This is a genomic window from Zhurongbacter thermophilus (genome assembly GCF_026184435.1).
Classification (GTDB): Bacteria; Coprothermobacterota; Coprothermobacteria; order Coprothermobacterales; family JAADFF01; genus JAADFF01.
Genome location: NZ_CP046447.1, coordinates 632,276 through 647,383 on the forward strand (window position 1 = coordinate 632,276; position 15,108 = coordinate 647,383).

Below are 15,108 nucleotides of genomic sequence, written 5' to 3' on the forward strand. Positions count from 1 at the left end.
CACCCCCGGTAGTATTTTACCCTTTATTATTCTTCAAATAGAGGTCTGTAAAGCTCTATGATGTGAGATGGAACAGGTCTAATTCTACCAACAACAGACTCAAGCGGTAGTGGGGCTAATTTTCCGTCTTTGACACCAACCATGTAACCAAACTCGCCCTTTTCAATCAGCTCTGTTGCCATAAGTCCCTGTCCCTGAGGTACTATTCTGTCTATAGGGGATGGGCTACCTCCTCTTTGAACATGGCCTAATATGACATGTCTTGTAGGAATACCCAGCTCATTCTCTATAATCTTAGCTATACGCTCAGAAATACCTCCTAACTGAACATGTCCAAACTCGTCAACAGGTGTCTTGTCAAGGTCCTCGTCTGCCAGTATTACACCTTCGGAAACAACTATGAGAAGGTATTTCTTTCTATCATATTTTTTCTTAAGGTTAGAAAGCAGCCTTGGCAGATTAACAGGCTCTTCGGGAATAAGTACTGCATCGGCTCCGGCACCTACGGCTGTAAACAGGGCGAGCCAGCCAGCATGTCTACCCATTGTCTCAAGTACAATGGCTCTCTTGTGAGACTTGGCTGTATCTTTTAGCCTTTCTGCGGCATCAATGGTAATTTCTAGTGCTGTGGTAAAGCCCAAAGTATATTCTGTTTCTGGAACATCAAAGTCAATGGTCTTAGGAATACCAACAATAGGAAGTTTAAAGTCACGATAGAGCTTACCGGCAACACCCAGTGTGTCTTCTCCGCCTATAGCAACAAGGGCATCGAGGCCCAGTGTTCTAAAGGAGGTAACAACTTCTTCTGGACTGTGTGGTTCTTTGTATGGATTAGTTCTTGATGATGTGAGAATAGTTCCACCTGTTCTTAGAATTTCGTCGACATCTTCTAGTTCCAAGTTTCTCCATATAGGTGGATTCAGTATGCCTTTCCACCCTTCTTCAATGCCTACAACTTCCCAGCCTCTCTGTTTAGCTCCAAAGACAACACCACGAATGGCTGGATTGAGACCGGGACAATCTCCGCCTCCTGTAAGAATACCAATACGCTTTATAGCCATAACGATCCCTCCTTTTTACCTCTGTTATGTTTATACTTTACTATATATAGCATGTTTTCTTGGAGGTGGGGATATGAGTGCTAAAGAATTTGATAATAGCACAGATGTTGACATTCTAATACAAGATGAAAACTTGGATATCATTGTGTATCGGATAGCAGATGATGTATATTCTGAAGAAGATCCTATGAGTACGCCAAGGGTTATGTCTAATGTTGTTAAGATGATTAAAGCAGGAATTACGTTGATACTCGATTTTACCGAAGTTGACTATCCTGAAAAGGATAGAATACTAACAGCTGCTCGGGGAGCAGCGCATTACTTGGATGGTAGCGCCGTTAAAGTTACTGAGGATATATATGTTGTGACAGGAGTAGATGTTGGTATCAAACAGTGGCCAAGGAGGAGATAGTGTAGTGGAAACTATGCACATTTGTGAGGTAGAGAAGCTTACTCAGGTTTTTACATACTTTGATAAAAGACCTTTACTTGTTTTGTTATATGGTCCTATGGGAGCTGGTAAAACAACTATTGTAAGGGAGTATCTAAAATATCTAGGCTATAAGGGCAGGGTAAAGAGCCCGACATTTACATATGAAATTGTTTACGACGATTTGGGTGTTTCCCATATAGACCTATATCGTCTTACTGGTCATGAAACAGATATTGTCGATGAAATTGTAGATAGATTAGAAGCTGGTTATATTGTTTTTATTGAGTGGCCTGACAGATTGGAGGAAGAAATTAAAGATGTAGAAGAAGAATTTTCTACAGTGAAAGTGCATATAGATATTGAGTCGGAGGACTGCCGCAGTATACAGATAGAGAAAGTAATTTAGGTTGTAAGTATACTAACCCTAAAAAAAGAAGGAGGGGATATCCCCTCCTTTATTTTCTTGGTAGCCCCAGCGGGAATCGAACCCGCACCACCGGCTTGAAAGGCCGGTATACTAACCATTATACGATGGGGCCACCTTTGCACACTCTCGCGACCCATGGTGGGCCCGGGAGGACTCGAACCCCCAACCTTCCGGTTATGAGCCGGTGGCTCTGCCACTTGAGCTACGGGCCCACACACTCGCAAGGTTATTATACACATATGCGTGTATCCTGTCAAGGGGACTATGCAAAATCTGCTCGGAATGCCTTTTTGCATATGGTTATACACTTTATGAATGCCACGAAACTTGAGAAAAGCTTTATTTGTAGGTGTTTTAGGGGATGTTGATACACATACTTGACATGTCGCAACTTTCATGGTATAAATATATTGCTGTCGGTTGGGGAATCGTCTAATCGGCAGGACGCGGGACTCTGGATCCCGTAGTGGTGGTTCGAATCCACCTTCCCCAGCCAGATAGAAAAACGGTGGCCCCATCGTATAGTGGCTAGTATGCCGGGCTCTCAACCCGGAGGCGGGGGTTCGATTCCCCCTGGGGCTACCATGAGGTTCCGGGGTAGCTCAATCGGCAGAGCAGCGGACTGTTAATCCGTTGGTTGAGGGTTCGAGTCCCTCCCCCGGAGCCAATTTTTATTTTTGAAATGTTTTATTATAACAATGCCTCGCTTTGCCCCTTGTAAAGGTATGAAACGCTACTGTTTGCTATCTGCGTTATAGGGAGTATAATGTTTCTATCTCTTTACCAGTTGAAAGTGAAAGGAGGTAATATTGATGAAGCAACAGAACAACAAAAAATGTGTTTTACCACCACAGCTTAAAAAGATGATGGGATTGAAAGGAATTTTATCTACTTTGCTGCTGATTAGTTTCACAATTGTAATGGTTACAGGAATAATGTTAACTTTTAAAATGAAGAATTTTTCTTCAGCACCAATGGGGTTAAAGTTGCATATAATTTTTGGTTTTGTTATGGGGGGATTGGTACTGATCCATTTGGTACTTAATTGGGGATTTTATAAGGCTGAAATGAAGTGCTTGGTTAAAGAAGCTTACTTTCATGATTTTCCTCTAGGAAGGATTATAATTAATCATATAGAGGCACAGAGAAAATTAGAGTTGGATAGTGAAGTGAAGGAAGACTAAAGGTATATGGAGCTTAGACTTATAGAGGCATATATACCCAAGGGGTTAGAAGAAAAACTTCTTGAGTCGCTTGATGACGATAAATATATATGGCTTAGATTTCACGATATAGATAATAACGATAACTTTGTATTGGTTAGAGTGCTTACCACTATCAAGTGGGATGAAGAAGTTATAGATAGGATTACCTCTTTATACAGTGTCTATGAAGGATTTGAGCTTGTGGTGTTTCAACCAAAAACGGCTGAGCCTCTTCACAACAAAAAAGAGCATCGTAAGAGGCTCGGCCCTATTCCTCGTATCAGTAGGCAGGAGCTTTATGTTAGCATGTTTTCCAAGGCAACTTTGTCTTTTTCCAATATCCTCATGGTTATATTGTCGGCTATTGTTGCCGGTATTGGTCTTTATAAAAATGATCCAGCTGTTATAATTGGGGCTATGGTGATGGCTCCTTTCCTAGGCCCCAACATGGCCTTAGGTCTTGGTGTTACTTTGGCCGATACAAGACTAATATTTGAAAGTATTAAAACCCTGTTTGTTATGCTTATCGTTGCTTTCGTGTTGGGTATTATTATGGGTTGGTCGTTACCTGTAAATCCTAACATACCTCAAATAGCCAGTAGAACAGATGTTGATATTTTAGCCGTTATTGTTGCCTTGGCGTCTGGTGCGGCTGGAACCCTATCTGCTATTACTGGAGAGATGGCTTCATTGGTTGGTGTTATGGTGGCTGTGGCACTACTTCCGCCGTTTATGGTGTTTTCTATGCTTCTAGGAGCTGGATACTTTTCATCCGCATTTGGAGCTCTGATGCTTTTCTTTGCAAATATTATTGGTGTTAACCTTGCTTCTGTGACACTATTCAATATTTATGGGATTACACCTATGACTTGGTGGGATAAGAGAAAGGCACAGATATTGTCTGCAGCTGCCTATGGCTTGTGGTTTTTGCTTCTTTTGTTCCTTATCACTATTATCTACTCTGTTTAGTTTAATCTTTTAGGGTCTCTTTGTATAACCAGTTGGACATTTGCCCTAAGAACCTGAATCGTTCTATCCGTCTTCTTATATGGTTGATGCTATGACTGAGAAATATCTGGAAAGTTTTATTATCTGGGTGAAACCATATAAAACTGCCAGGAAATCCACTATGTCCGAAGCTTCTAAACGAAAAATTTGAACCGCAAGTTTTACACCGTGTGCTATATAAGAACCAGCCGAGGGAATAACGCTGTATACCTCTTATGTGTGGCTTAGAAAATTCCTCTACAGGTATGCTGTACCATCTGCCGTTGAGTATTCTCTGAGCTACTCTTATAAGTGCCTGTATATTTCCAAATAGACCTGCATTTCCGGCTTTTTCTTTTAATAAACGGGCCTTTCCATCGTGTGGTATGCCAATGTAAGTTTTACCATCAACTATGGGTAAAGTATTGGAGTGTTTTATACCCATACCTAAGTAACCTTCATCTTTCCACTGAAGGTGTTCCAGTGGGTATTTTCCGCTCTTTATATACACATAGTGTGCAAGTAGATTGTAGTTGTGACACGAATAGTCGAATCCTGATATAGTTCCTTTATATGAGGCTACATTTTCAAAATATTCCTCAGTTTTCCAATTCATCCAAGGTAGTTTCTGAGGGATACCTGCACTATGGGTAATCAGTTTTATGATGTCAATACCGAAAATACTATCACCTTGTTCGTAGTATTTTAGAGTGTACTTTAATGTAACAAGGGGTTTGGTAAGAGATGCAAGATCAAATATTGTATTTTCGATAAGGCCATTGGTAAAAATGCGATACCTGTTTATATCTCCCACAGCTGCAATAAATGGTATATGTGCTTTCATACTCTTATAATAACAGTGGAGGTGATGATTGTGAAGATATATGAGGGTAGCAATGTTAGAGCATATACAGAATATCTGTGGTTTAATACAAAGAAGAGAAGGGAACTTATTAATATCACAGAAACCGTTAGGGATATAGTGAAAAAGAGTGGAATAAAAGACGGTTATGTGCTTGTCTCTGCTATGCATATTACAGCAGGTGTTTTTGTAAATGATGATGAAGAAGGTTTGTGGCAAGATATATGGGAATGGCTTGAGAAATTGGCTCCCTATCGTCCAGATTACAAACATCATCTTACAGGTGAAGACAATGGAGATGCACATCTGAAGAGTTTGCTTGTTCATCATGAAGTTATTGTCCCTGTTACTGATGGTGACCTTGATCTTGGCCCATGGCAGCAGATTTTTTATGCTGAATTTGATGGTCAGAGACGCAAGCGTGTGATTGTCAAAGTATTTGGCATCGTATAGTTTTATATGATATACTTCATAGGTAAAAACTCACACCCTCTAAAAGTTGGGTGTCCCCATTGGGGTGCACTAAGAGGGTGGAGGAAAAAACCCAACAGGAGGTGCAAACAATGCCTATCGTAACATTAAAACAGCTATTGGAAGCTGGTGTTCACTTTGGTCACCAGACACGTAGATGGAATCCTAAGATGAAGAAGTTCATCTACACTGAGCGTAACGGTATCTACATTATTGACCTTCAGAAGACTGTTCAGCAACTCGAGAAGGCCTATGAATTTGCCAAAGACATTGCTTCCCGCGGAGGGACAATTCTATTTGTGGGTACCAAGAGACAGGCACAGAGGGTTATTGCTGATGAAGCAAAGCGTGCCGGTATGCCTTACATCAATCAGAGATGGGTTGGTGGTTTTCTCACCAATTTCCAGACAGTGAAGAACAGTATTAAAAAGCTCAGGGAGCTCAAGAAGATGCAGGAGGAGGGACTGCTTGACAACATTCCTCTAAAGGAGCGCAACCGTATTATTAGGAGAATGAATAAACTAGAGAAGTACTATGGTGGCGTTATTGACATGGAGCGTCTTCCCGATGCAATCTTTGTTGTTGATACCCGTAAGGAATCCATTGCTGTTGCCGAGGCTAATAAGCTTGGTATTCCTATTATTGCTATGGTAGATACTAACTGTGATCCCGATGAGGTTACTGTACCTATTCCTTCTAACGACGATGCCATTAGGGCTGTTAAGCTCATTACCAGCAAGATAGCCGATGCCGTTATTGAGGGTAATGAGGGACGTGCAGGTGCAGCTGCTGAGATGGAACAGGCTCTGGAGCAGGTAGAGGGTGAAGAGGAAGAAGTTCCTCAGAATGTCAAAAAGCTTGAAGATGCCGTTGAGAAGTTTGGAGATCTATATGCAGAAAATGAACAGGGGGGCGATGAGTAATGCAGATAACAGCACAAATGGTTAAACAGCTGAGAGAAATGACCGGTGCCGGTATGATGGATTGTAAGAAGGCACTGCAGGAAGCAGGCGGTGATTTTGATAAGGCAGTAAAGATTCTTCGTGAACGTGGTCTTGCTAAAGCAGCTAAGAAGGCAGGGAGAACTGCTAAAGAAGGTATGATTCATGCATATATCCACGGTGGTGGCCGCATAGGTGTTATGGTAGAGGTTAACTGTGAGACAGATTTTGTAGCCCGTACTGATGACTTTAAAAATCTTGTCAACGATATAGCCCTTCACATTGCAGCTTATGCCCCCAGATGGGTTAAGAGAGAAGATGTGCCTGAAGAAATTATTGAGCAGGAAAAGGAAATTTATCGCAAGCAGGCCCTTCAGGAGGGTAAGCCTGAGCATGTTGTTGAGAAGATTGTTGAAGGTAAAATGAAGAACTTCTACAAAGAGAATGTACTTATGGAGCAGCCATTTGTTAAAGATGAAGATAAAACTGTAGAGGAAGTTATTAAAGAGGCTATTGCAAAGATTGGTGAGAATATCGTTGTTCGTAGGTTTGTACGCTGGGAGCTCGGAGAGGAGTCCTGATAGCCATGGTGGTCCGCTCAGCGTATAGTTCTATACTTTTAAAATTGAGCGGCGAAATTTTGGCGGGTGAAAGGGGCTGGGGTTATTCTTCCCAGTCCCTTTTTTCTATTTTGAATATTATCGCCGCTTTGTGGAAAGAGGGTATTCGTATAGGTATCGTTGTGGGTGGTGGTAATTTCTGGCGTGGCCGTATGCGTGGAGACATAGGACTTGGACGTGTTGTTGCCGATCAAGTGGGTATGCTTGCCACTGTAATGAATGCCCTTGTACTTCAAGATAAACTTCGTCAGCTGCATGTAAAAACCCGTGTTATTGGTGCCATGGATTTTGGCAACTTTGCCCCTTCTATGTCCCCTGTAGAGGCTGCCAAACTCTATCGTGCTGGTGAACTTCTTATATTTGCCGGTGGCACTTCTAATCCATTCTTTACAACTGATACTGCAGCAGTGCTACGTGCCGCAGAAATAGGGGCAGAAGTTGTTATTAAAGGTACCAAGGTTGACGGTGTTTATGACAAAGATCCTACAAAATATCCAGATGCAAAAAGATATTCATCTATTAGTGTAGAAGAAGTTCTTGAGCGCAGACTTGAAGTTATAGATATGACTGCTGCCTCCCTGCTTAGAGATGTGGGCCTCAAAATGATAGTATTTAATATAGGGAAGCCTGAAAATCTCGCTAAAATTGTTGCGGGAGAAGATATTGGAACTCTCATATACTAATTGAGGAGGTGGCGGTAGTGAAGAATGATCCACATGTTAAGGAAGCAAGACAGCACATGCAGAAAACTATAGATGTTTTCAAAGAGGAACTTGGTGGTATTAGGGCTGGTAGAGTATCTCCTACATTGATTGAAAAGGTAGAGGTTATGGCATATGGTCAACCTATGGAATTGAGACAGGTTGCCCTTATATCTGTACAAGGTTCTACTACACTTGTGGTACAGCCATTTGACCAGTCTACCCATGATGCTATTTTCAAAGCATTGGAAATGGCTAATCTTGGTGCCATGCCTACATCTGATGGTAGGGTTATTCGTCTAAACTTTCCACCAATGAGCCAAGAGCGTCGTGCCGAGATGGTGAAACTTGTACACAAGTTTGCCGAAGAGGCAAAGGTTGCTATTCGTAACATTAGAAGAGATCTCAATAAGCAGGTAGATGCTAAACAGAAAGATGGAGAGTATTCAGAAGACCAGGCAAGAAGAATAAAAGATGAAATTCAGAAAGTCACAGATGAGTTTATATCTAAGATTGACGATATGGTAAAACACAAAGAGCAGGAGATTATGGAGTAAGTGTGTACTACGAGATAACGACCTCTTGTGTCAACTGTGGAATTTGTGTGGCGGTGTGCCCTGTAGATGCAATAGAAGAAGGGGAGCACCGCCCTTTTATTAATATTGACACATGTGTTTTGTGCGATTTGTGTAGGAAAGAGTGTCCTATTTCCGGGGCTATTGTGGTGAAAAGTGATGAATAGAGACATGTTAAGAAAGTGGTGGTCTTTGATAAAAGAAACAGCCTTTCGTTCTTCCATTGGTGTAATATATGTTGCCATTGTCCTTGGGGCAGTTTTCCTTGGAGGGGAATACCTATATGGTTTACTATCGTTTATGGCTCTAGTAACTGTCTATGAGATAGTTGACATGGAATTTAAGGGTAAAGAGTGGTGGAAGAAAGTCATATATGGAGCCGTAGGGGTTCTTTTATGGCTTGTATTATATTTTGTGTCTCCTGAAGTGTTTCTTGCATTATTATTTGTTATTTTCTTCCTTTGGTTCTTTGTATATGCGGTTCTCTTGAAAAAAGAAGAAGAGGTATTCTCATCTTCTTACTATATGTTCTTTTTCCTTATCGTGTATGTTCTTGTTGGTCTGTATATAGGCATAGACTTATACGAGCATACGGGGAAGATGTTCTTTATGTCCTTACTGGTTATGGTGTGGACATTTGATGTTTTTAGCTACGCCGGTGGTAAGACAATGGGAAAAACAAAGCTTGTTCCTACTATCAGCCCTGGTAAAACATGGGAGGGATTTATTACGGGCTGGTTATCACTGACAATACTTGAGGTGTTGCTATGGCTTTTCCATATTTGGAAGGTTGAGCCATATACACTGGGTATTTCTGTTGTTCTTCTTGCTCCTATCCTCCTTACAGGAGACTTGGTGGAGTCTGTTGTGAAGCGAAAGGCTGGTGTGAAGGATTCAGGTTTTATTATTCCTGGTCATGGTGGTATGTGGGACCGAATAGATAGCACTATTGCCGCATTTTACATTATGTGGTTACTTAAGTATTTAGAGCAGGTGATTGGCAGTGTCAGAATGTAAGCTGGCGATATTGGGAATTACCGGTTCTATTGGTTCTCAAACTGTGCAGGTGGCACAGCACCTTGGTTGTGATATTGTAGCAGCATCTGCCGGCAGACGTATAGAGAAACTACAAGCTTTGAAAGATACACTTGGTATTGGTGTTATCTATTCGCCATATGGTAATTTTGATAGGAAAGCATTTGAGGAAGCGGTATATTCTGCAGATGCCATTATGGTGGCCACATCAGATGTATCTGAGATGCCCTTTGTTTTAAAGCTTTTGGAAGATGGCAAACGTGTTGCCATTGCCACCAAGGAGATGCTTGTTTTAGGACATGATTTATTTGCACCATACAGGTGGAAAAACTTATATCCCGTAGATTCTGAACATGCAACTGTATACATGCTGATGAAACCATATATTTCTTTGGTGAAAGAAGTGTATCTTACAGCATCAGGAGGGGCTTTTAGAGATTTATCACTTAACGAGATAGATAACCTTTCACCAAAGGATGCGTTAAAACATCCTGTGTGGAGTATGGGATACAAGATTACCGTTGACTCTGCGACCTTGGCTAATAAGGGTATAGAGCTCTTAGAGGCTCGGGTGCTATTTGATATTCCACCTTCTGAACTGAAAGCGGTAATGCATAGAGAGGTTATTGTCCACGCCATGGTTGTACTCCACGATAACTTTACACTTATGGGAGCATATAAACCCTCTATGCTTCTTCCAATACAGTTTTCACTGACATATCCCGATCTTAAAGAGTCTTTGCTAAAGCCCATTAGTTGGCATGGGCAAACTCTGCACTTTGAAGACATTCCCACAGACAAGTATGGCATGTATAAACTGGCTATAGATGTGTTGAATACAGACGATAAAAAACTGTATATGCTATATCTCATAGCAGATGATATTGTTGTTGAGAGGTACATGAAAGAAGAAATAAGATTTTCTCAAATGCCTTGGCTGGCAGAGAAGATAATAGATACTCTTTCAGAGAATAATATACCTTATCAACCGGAAGAGAGAATATTCTGGTATAGACAGATGAAAGAGAGAGCAAAGGAGGTAGCAATATGAATATACTGCTGGCGATTATTGCGTTGCTTATTATGGTAACCATTCACGAAACAGGCCATTATCTTGCCGCAGTTAAAAGTGGACTAACTGTAGAAGAGTTTTCCATTGGTTTTGGTCCCCTTATATACAAGAAAGATATTTTCGAGATAAGATTAATTCCTCTTGGAGCCTATGTCATGATAAAAGAGTTGGAGGATCCGGAATACGAAGGAGAGGATATCCCTATAGGGGCCAAAATTAACACGCTGATATGGGGACCTTTATCTAACATACTTTTGGGTATAGTGCTATTTGCTTTAGTTTTTATGATTGGTAATGTTTACTATCCTGCTGTGGTATATGTTCCCAAAGATTCCCCATCTTACAAAGCTGGCATACGAACGGGAGATAAGATAGTCAGTATTGATAAACATCCTATTAAGCAATTTACCGATATTACCTCTTATATGATGATGAATTATGAACCTCCTCGTTCTGTTAATGTTGAGGTGGAGCGTAAAGGAAAAGAATTGATGTTTACTGTTACTCCAACGCAGACAAGTGATGGTAGATATATTATTGGAGTAGCACTCTATTATCCTCCTGTTGTTGGTGATGTTATGAAAGATTCTCCCGCCTATGGAAAGGTGCAAAAGGGGGATAAAATCGTTTCCATTAATGGTCAACCTGTATCCTCATTTAATGAGGTCTATGAATATATTATGAAGACAGCTACCGGTGAGAGGTACTCCTACACCTTAGGTATTATGAGAAATGGTAAAGAGATATCTGTTAAAATAGATGTTGTCAAAGATAAAGACTCATACGTCTTGGGATTTGTGCCTCAGAGTCCTGCAAAGATAGAGAGATACAATGTCATTACCGCTATCTGGAAAGGGCTACAAAAGACATGGGCTACCACTGTGTTGTTCTTTAAAGGGCTTTGGCTCATGATTACAGGTCGTATTAGTCTTAAGTACGTTTCTGGACCTGTAGGTATTGTTGCAATTATGGGCGAAGCATTGTCTGCACGGGTATCATTTATTCTTAAGTTATCCTCTTTTATTAATATGAGCGCCCTTATTACTATAGCATTAGGGCTTACAAATCTCTTGCCTTTACCAGCTCTTGACGGTGGTAGATTGGTATTTGCAATATTGTCTCTCTTTGGTTTGAAGATTAGTAGAAAGGTAGAGGAAAAAATCCACATGTATGGCTTTTATGCACTGCTGGCACTACTTGTTCTTGTGACATTTAAGGATATACTTGCCATTATTGGTGGTGGGCTATAGTATGTTTTCGAAAAAGGTTGTCTATGTTGGTGACGTTCCTATTGGCGGAAAGCATCCTGTTGTTGTTCAAACTATGCTTTGGCGTCCGCTTGCTGATAGGGAGGGTAATCTTAGAGATTTAATTGATGCTGTAAATGCCGGGGCGGATATTGTAAGGGTATCTTTTCCCAGTCCTGATGACTTTGAACATCTAAAGTGGCTTGTAAATCATTCACCTGTACCTATTGTAGCCGATATCCATTATGACCCTCGTCAAGTTATATTAGCTGTGGAAGCTGGTGTGCATAAAATACGCTGGAATCCTGGAACCATAGCAGTAAAGAGGGTAAAAGATGCCCTGAAACTTATTGCGGAAAAGAAACTACCTATAAGGTTGGGCTATAATATGGCCTCTTTGCCAAGAGAGCGTATAAAAGCTGGTGAAGATGTTAAAGAGGCGATTCTTCGAATAGCCCGTGAAGATGTAGACATGCTAAACGATGTTGGAGTTGAGGATATTGTCATTTCTATTAAATCTTCAACGCCCAATGAAACCATAGATCTCAACAAATCTCTTAGCCAGTGGTTTAATGGTCCTATTCATATCGGTGTAACAGAAGCTGGTACACTTCTTGATGGTACTATAAAGTCTTCTTATGCACTGGGTTATCTCCTAAGAGAGGGTATAGGAGATACCATAAGGGTTTCTCTGTCTGCTGAGCCTTGGCAGGAGGTTAAAGTGGCGTGGAAGATACTATGTGCATCTATAGGCCAGTGCAGAGGACTAACCATTGTTTCATGTCCTAAATGTGCCAGAAGTACAGGTCCTGTATGGGAGATAGCCCAGAAAATAGAAGATAAATATGCACATATAAGAAAGCATATTACCGTTGCGGTAATGGGATGTGCCGTTAATGGGCCAGGTGAGGCCAGAGAAGCCGATGTGGGTATTGCATTCGGTGGTCCTGGTGAAGCAGTGCTCTTTAAAAAGGGCAAAGTTTACCGCACTTTCCATTTTGATAGTGATACAGATATAATGAAAATAATTACAACGGAAATAGATAAAATTCTTGAGGAGGAGGTATAACCTATGAGAATGTCAAGAATGCTGATTCCGACACTAAGGGAAGATCCTGCCGATGCAGAATCTATTTCTCATAAGCTCCTTGTAAGAGCTGGTTACATTCGTAAGATATCTGCTGGTATTTATGCATATCTGCCACTGGCATGGCGTGTTTTGAAAAAGATTGAAGACATTGTCCGAGAAGAGATGGATGCCATTGGCGGACAAGAGGTATTGATGTCTATTTTGATGCCCAAGGAGATGTGGGATGAAACAGGCCGTTGGGACCTTTATGGTGATGAGATGTTTAAGACAAAAGACCGTAAGGGAAGATGGTTCTGTCTTGGACCAACCCATGAAGAGCAGATAACGGCCCTTGTGAGAGATAATGTGTCTTCATATAAACAACTACCTGTGATTTTCTATCAAATTAATACAAAGTTTAGAGACGAGCTAAGACCGCGCTTTGGTGTTATTAGAGGAAGGGAATTTATTATGAAAGATGCCTATTCCTTCCATACATCTGTAGATGATTTGAAGAAAACATATGATGATATGTATAGGGCATATAGCAATATATTCCGCCGAGTAGGGCTTGATGCCGAGGCATTTGAAGCTGATAGTGGAGCTATTGGTGGTAAGATGTCTCATGAGTTCTTGGTACCTGCTGAATATGGAGAAAGTGAAGTTGTAAAATGTGAAAAGTGCGGATACAAGGCTACTATAGAAGTAGCACATGCCCCCTATAAGAAAGTTGATTATCCGCCATCAGATAAGCCTATAGAAAAGGTTCACACACCAGGTACCCATACAATAGAGCAGCTGGCAGAATTTTTAGGCGTTGAACCTTCTCGTATTATTAAGTCTATGCTTTACATGGTAGATGGCAAGATTGTTATGGTGCTTATCAGAGGAGACTATGAGGTTAACGAGACAAAACTTGCCAAGGTTCTTGACGCCTCGGAAGTGAGACTTCTTACTCCCGATGAACTTGACGAAATGGGACTTGTGAAAGGATACATTTCCCCGTATGCTGTAAAAGATAAAGATAAAGATATCAAGATTATTGCCGATGAGTCTGTTCAGGATGTTAAAGATGGTGTTATCGGTGCCGACGAAACAGATTACCACTATATTCACTTCAACATAGATGAGTTTGATGTGGAGTATGTGGATATTAGACAGGTGAACGATGGAGATGCTTGTCCTGTATGTGGCGCTCCACTGAAGAGGTATACAGCCATAGAGGTTGGCCATATTTTTAATTTGGGAACACGCTACAGTGAACCTATGGGGGCTACGTATCTTGATGAAAATGGTCAGCGTAAGCCGTATATTATGGGATGCTATGGTATAGGTATTAGCCGTGTAATGGCTACTATTGTTGAGAGAAGCCACGATGAAAACGGTATTATATGGCCTATATCTGTGGCACCATATCATGTAATTATTACTGTTCTTGATGTTAAAAAAGACGATATTATGACCGTTGGAGAAGAGATTTATAAGGCACTCACAGATGCCGGTATAGAGACGATCCTTGATGATAGAGACCTTAGACCGGGTGTCAAGTTCAAAGATGCTGATCTTATTGGTATACCGTTTAGAATCGTGGTATCGAAGAAGACAGTGTCTTCAGGGGAGTATGAAATCAAGGATAGAAAAACTGGCGAGGTTTTCAAAGTATCTAAAGATGAGATTGTTCCCTTCTTGAGGGAAAAGATCTATGGACAATGATAATCTACATATTAAGTCAAAAAAGGTATGTGCAATAGTTCCTGCGTTTAATGAGGAGGGAAGGGTGTCTGAGGTTGTTAAGGTGCTCAGACACCTTTTCCCTTATGTACTTGTTGTTGATGATGGTTCCACGGATAAAACTTCACTTGATGCAGCTATATCAGGAGCCGCAGTTTTAGTGCTTCCTGAGAATGTGGGTAAAGCACACGCCTTGCAGATAGCTTCTAGGTATGTTCATCACTGCAAATATGTTGTCTTGTTTGATGCAGATTTAACAGGTTTGCATCCTTCACATGTTTATGACCTTCTTGAACCTGTGCTGAGGGGTAGGGCTGATATGACAATAGGCCTTTTGCTTGGTGGTCGTGTTGCCACCCATCTTGCTCAAAGTCTTGTTCCCCATATATCGGGCCAGAGGGCTATGAAAGTGGATACACTCCGTAAATTTTTTGAGGAATATGGTGACGTTAGTGGATATGGTATCGAGGAAGGACTTAAGCGATTTGCTAAGGAGCACAACCTTAAGGTGGAATATGTCAAGCTTTGGGGAGTAGCTCAGGTTATGAAAGAAGAAAAATACGGATTAAAAGAGGGAGTAAAGATGCGCATGGGTATGTATAGGGACATTGTACTAACGCTTGTGCGTAGTATTAAAAGATTTGTAAAGAAGACTGTAGGGAGGTGATTGT

General features: G+C 41.1%; 18 protein-coding genes and 5 tRNA genes. 19 read left to right on the forward strand and 4 right to left on the reverse strand.

Going from position 1 to position 15,108, the window contains the following annotated elements; all coding sequences use genetic code 11:
* Positions 1–26: 26 nt before the first annotated feature.
* The gene (locus tag GM182_RS02900) at positions 27–1,061 is read right to left on the reverse strand and encodes a 6-phosphofructokinase (protein WP_449187097.1); all 1,035 of its coding nucleotides are present in this window, start codon (positions 1,059–1,061) and stop codon (positions 27–29) included.
* A 73-nt stretch (positions 1,062–1,134) separates the two neighbouring features.
* Between GM182_RS02900 and sepF the strand changes: the two genes are divergently transcribed.
* Together sepF and tsaE are read left to right on the forward strand one after the other, a co-directional pair.
* Positions 1,135–1,473, forward strand: a complete 339-nt coding sequence (gene sepF / locus GM182_RS02905) for a cell division protein SepF (protein WP_449187099.1) — start codon at positions 1,135–1,137, stop codon at positions 1,471–1,473.
* 13 nt (positions 1,474–1,486) lie between these two features.
* Positions 1,487–1,900: a tRNA (adenosine(37)-N6)-threonylcarbamoyltransferase complex ATPase subunit type 1 TsaE gene (gene tsaE, locus GM182_RS02910; protein WP_449187273.1), complete on the forward strand. Its 414-nt coding sequence runs from the start codon at positions 1,487–1,489 to the stop codon at positions 1,898–1,900.
* A 58-nt stretch (positions 1,901–1,958) separates the two neighbouring features.
* On the opposite strand, the gene GM182_RS02915 is transcribed toward tsaE, so the two are convergent.
* Positions 1,959–2,033, reverse strand: a tRNA-Glu gene (locus tag GM182_RS02915).
* 24 nt (positions 2,034–2,057) lie between these two features.
* Positions 2,058–2,133 (reverse strand) — tRNA-Met (locus GM182_RS02920).
* Positions 2,134–2,342: 209 nt separating this feature from the next.
* Here GM182_RS02920 and GM182_RS02925 point away from each other — a divergent pair.
* The 5 genes from GM182_RS02925 (at position 2,343) to GM182_RS02945 (ending at position 4,095) form a co-directional block, all read left to right on the forward strand.
* Positions 2,343–2,417 (forward strand) — tRNA-Gln (locus GM182_RS02925).
* Between the two features lie 14 nt (positions 2,418–2,431).
* A tRNA-Glu gene (locus GM182_RS02930) sits at positions 2,432–2,506 on the forward strand.
* A gap of 6 nt (positions 2,507–2,512) precedes the next feature.
* Positions 2,513–2,588 (forward strand) — tRNA-Asn (locus tag GM182_RS02935).
* A gap of 145 nt (positions 2,589–2,733) precedes the next feature.
* Positions 2,734–3,105: a DUF4405 domain-containing protein gene (locus GM182_RS02940; protein WP_449187100.1), complete on the forward strand. Its 372-nt coding sequence runs from the start codon at positions 2,734–2,736 to the stop codon at positions 3,103–3,105.
* A 6-nt stretch (positions 3,106–3,111) separates the two neighbouring features.
* Positions 3,112–4,095, forward strand: a complete 984-nt coding sequence (locus GM182_RS02945; protein ID WP_449187101.1) for a TIGR00341 family protein — start codon at positions 3,112–3,114, stop codon at positions 4,093–4,095.
* Position 4,096: 1 nt separating this feature from the next.
* Here GM182_RS02945 and GM182_RS02950 read toward each other — a convergent pair whose 3' ends face one another.
* Positions 4,097–4,957, reverse strand: coding sequence for a serine hydrolase domain-containing protein (locus GM182_RS02950; protein WP_449187102.1), 861 nt, complete (start codon positions 4,955–4,957; stop codon positions 4,097–4,099).
* A 36-nt stretch (positions 4,958–4,993) separates the two neighbouring features.
* Here GM182_RS02950 and GM182_RS02955 point away from each other — a divergent pair, with 36 nt between their 5' ends.
* The 12 genes from GM182_RS02955 to GM182_RS03010 all read left to right on the forward strand — a co-directional run bounded on the left by GM182_RS02955 (position 4,994) and on the right by GM182_RS03010 (position 15,104).
* Positions 4,994–5,428, forward strand: a complete 435-nt coding sequence (locus GM182_RS02955; protein ID WP_449187274.1) for a secondary thiamine-phosphate synthase enzyme YjbQ — start codon at positions 4,994–4,996, stop codon at positions 5,426–5,428.
* 110 nt (positions 5,429–5,538) lie between these two features.
* Entirely contained in the window at positions 5,539–6,369 is an 831-nt protein-coding gene (gene rpsB / locus GM182_RS02960) for a 30S ribosomal protein S2 (protein WP_449187103.1), read from the forward strand.
* Complete coding sequence (gene tsf, locus GM182_RS02965) at positions 6,369–6,968, forward strand: translation elongation factor Ts (protein WP_449187104.1); 600 nt, start codon at positions 6,369–6,371, stop codon at positions 6,966–6,968. Before rpsB ends, tsf begins: the two co-directional genes overlap by 1 nt.
* 5 nt (positions 6,969–6,973) lie before the next feature.
* On the forward strand, positions 6,974–7,690 hold the full coding sequence (gene pyrH, locus GM182_RS02970) for a UMP kinase (protein WP_449187105.1): 717 nt from the start codon (positions 6,974–6,976) through the stop codon (positions 7,688–7,690).
* A gap of 17 nt (positions 7,691–7,707) precedes the next feature.
* A complete protein-coding gene (frr, locus tag GM182_RS02975; RefSeq protein WP_449187106.1) occupies positions 7,708–8,265 on the forward strand; it encodes a ribosome recycling factor in 558 nt (185 codons plus the stop codon).
* A gap of 2 nt (positions 8,266–8,267) precedes the next feature.
* Entirely contained in the window at positions 8,268–8,450 is a 183-nt protein-coding gene (locus GM182_RS02980; protein WP_449187107.1) for a ferredoxin family protein, read from the forward strand.
* Positions 8,443–9,300, forward strand: coding sequence for a phosphatidate cytidylyltransferase (locus GM182_RS02985; RefSeq protein ID WP_449187108.1), 858 nt, complete (start codon positions 8,443–8,445; stop codon positions 9,298–9,300). Before GM182_RS02980 ends, GM182_RS02985 begins: the two co-directional genes overlap by 8 nt.
* Positions 9,287–10,369 (forward strand): hypothetical protein, encoded by a 1,083-nt coding sequence (locus GM182_RS02990; protein WP_449187109.1) that lies wholly within the window; start codon positions 9,287–9,289, stop codon positions 10,367–10,369. Before GM182_RS02985 ends, GM182_RS02990 begins: the two co-directional genes overlap by 14 nt.
* Positions 10,366–11,640: an RIP metalloprotease RseP gene (gene rseP, locus GM182_RS02995; protein ID WP_449187110.1), complete on the forward strand. Its 1,275-nt coding sequence runs from the start codon at positions 10,366–10,368 to the stop codon at positions 11,638–11,640. Before GM182_RS02990 ends, rseP begins: the two co-directional genes overlap by 4 nt.
* A gap of 1 nt (position 11,641) precedes the next feature.
* On the forward strand, positions 11,642–12,706 hold the full coding sequence (ispG, locus tag GM182_RS03000) for a (E)-4-hydroxy-3-methylbut-2-enyl-diphosphate synthase (protein WP_449187111.1): 1,065 nt from the start codon (positions 11,642–11,644) through the stop codon (positions 12,704–12,706).
* A gap of 3 nt (positions 12,707–12,709) precedes the next feature.
* Positions 12,710–14,419 (forward strand): proline--tRNA ligase, encoded by a 1,710-nt coding sequence (locus tag GM182_RS03005; RefSeq protein WP_449187112.1) that lies wholly within the window; start codon positions 12,710–12,712, stop codon positions 14,417–14,419.
* Positions 14,409–15,104 carry a glycosyltransferase family 2 protein gene (locus GM182_RS03010; protein WP_449187113.1) on the forward strand — a complete coding sequence of 232 codons (696 nt, stop codon included), beginning with the start codon at positions 14,409–14,411 and terminating at the stop codon, positions 15,102–15,104. The genes GM182_RS03005 and GM182_RS03010 overlap by 11 nt, the downstream gene beginning before the upstream one ends.
* Positions 15,105–15,108: the final 4 nt, after the last annotated feature.

Bases quoted from the DNA above. Each gene is read 5' to 3' on its own strand.
- GM182_RS02985 (WP_449187108.1), top strand. From the start codon at position 8,443: ATGAATAGAGACATGTTAAGAAAGTGGTGGTCTTTGATAAAAGAAACA.
- GM182_RS02940 (WP_449187100.1), top strand. From the start codon at position 2,734: ATGAAGCAACAGAACAACAAAAAATGTGTTTTACCACCACAGCTTAAA.
- tsf (WP_449187104.1), top strand. From the start codon at position 6,369: ATGCAGATAACAGCACAAATGGTTAAACAGCTGAGAGAAATGACCGGT.
- sepF (WP_449187099.1), top strand. From the start codon at position 1,135: ATGAGTGCTAAAGAATTTGATAATAGCACAGATGTTGACATTCTAATA.
- rseP (WP_449187110.1), top strand. From the start codon at position 10,366: ATGAATATACTGCTGGCGATTATTGCGTTGCTTATTATGGTAACCATT.
- ispG (WP_449187111.1), top strand. From the start codon at position 11,642: ATGTTTTCGAAAAAGGTTGTCTATGTTGGTGACGTTCCTATTGGCGGA.
- GM182_RS03005 (WP_449187112.1), top strand. From the start codon at position 12,710: ATGAGAATGTCAAGAATGCTGATTCCGACACTAAGGGAAGATCCTGCC.
- GM182_RS02950 (WP_449187102.1), bottom strand. From the start codon at position 4,957: ATGAAAGCACATATACCATTTATTGCAGCTGTGGGAGATATAAACAGG.
- GM182_RS03010 (WP_449187113.1), top strand. From the start codon at position 14,409: ATGGACAATGATAATCTACATATTAAGTCAAAAAAGGTATGTGCAATA.
- tsaE (WP_449187273.1), top strand. From the start codon at position 1,487: ATGCACATTTGTGAGGTAGAGAAGCTTACTCAGGTTTTTACATACTTT.
- GM182_RS02945 (WP_449187101.1), top strand. From the start codon at position 3,112: ATGGAGCTTAGACTTATAGAGGCATATATACCCAAGGGGTTAGAAGAA.
- pyrH (WP_449187105.1), top strand. From the start codon at position 6,974: ATGGTGGTCCGCTCAGCGTATAGTTCTATACTTTTAAAATTGAGCGGC.
- GM182_RS02900 (WP_449187097.1), bottom strand. From the start codon at position 1,061: ATGGCTATAAAGCGTATTGGTATTCTTACAGGAGGCGGAGATTGTCCC.
- rpsB (WP_449187103.1), top strand. From the start codon at position 5,539: ATGCCTATCGTAACATTAAAACAGCTATTGGAAGCTGGTGTTCACTTT.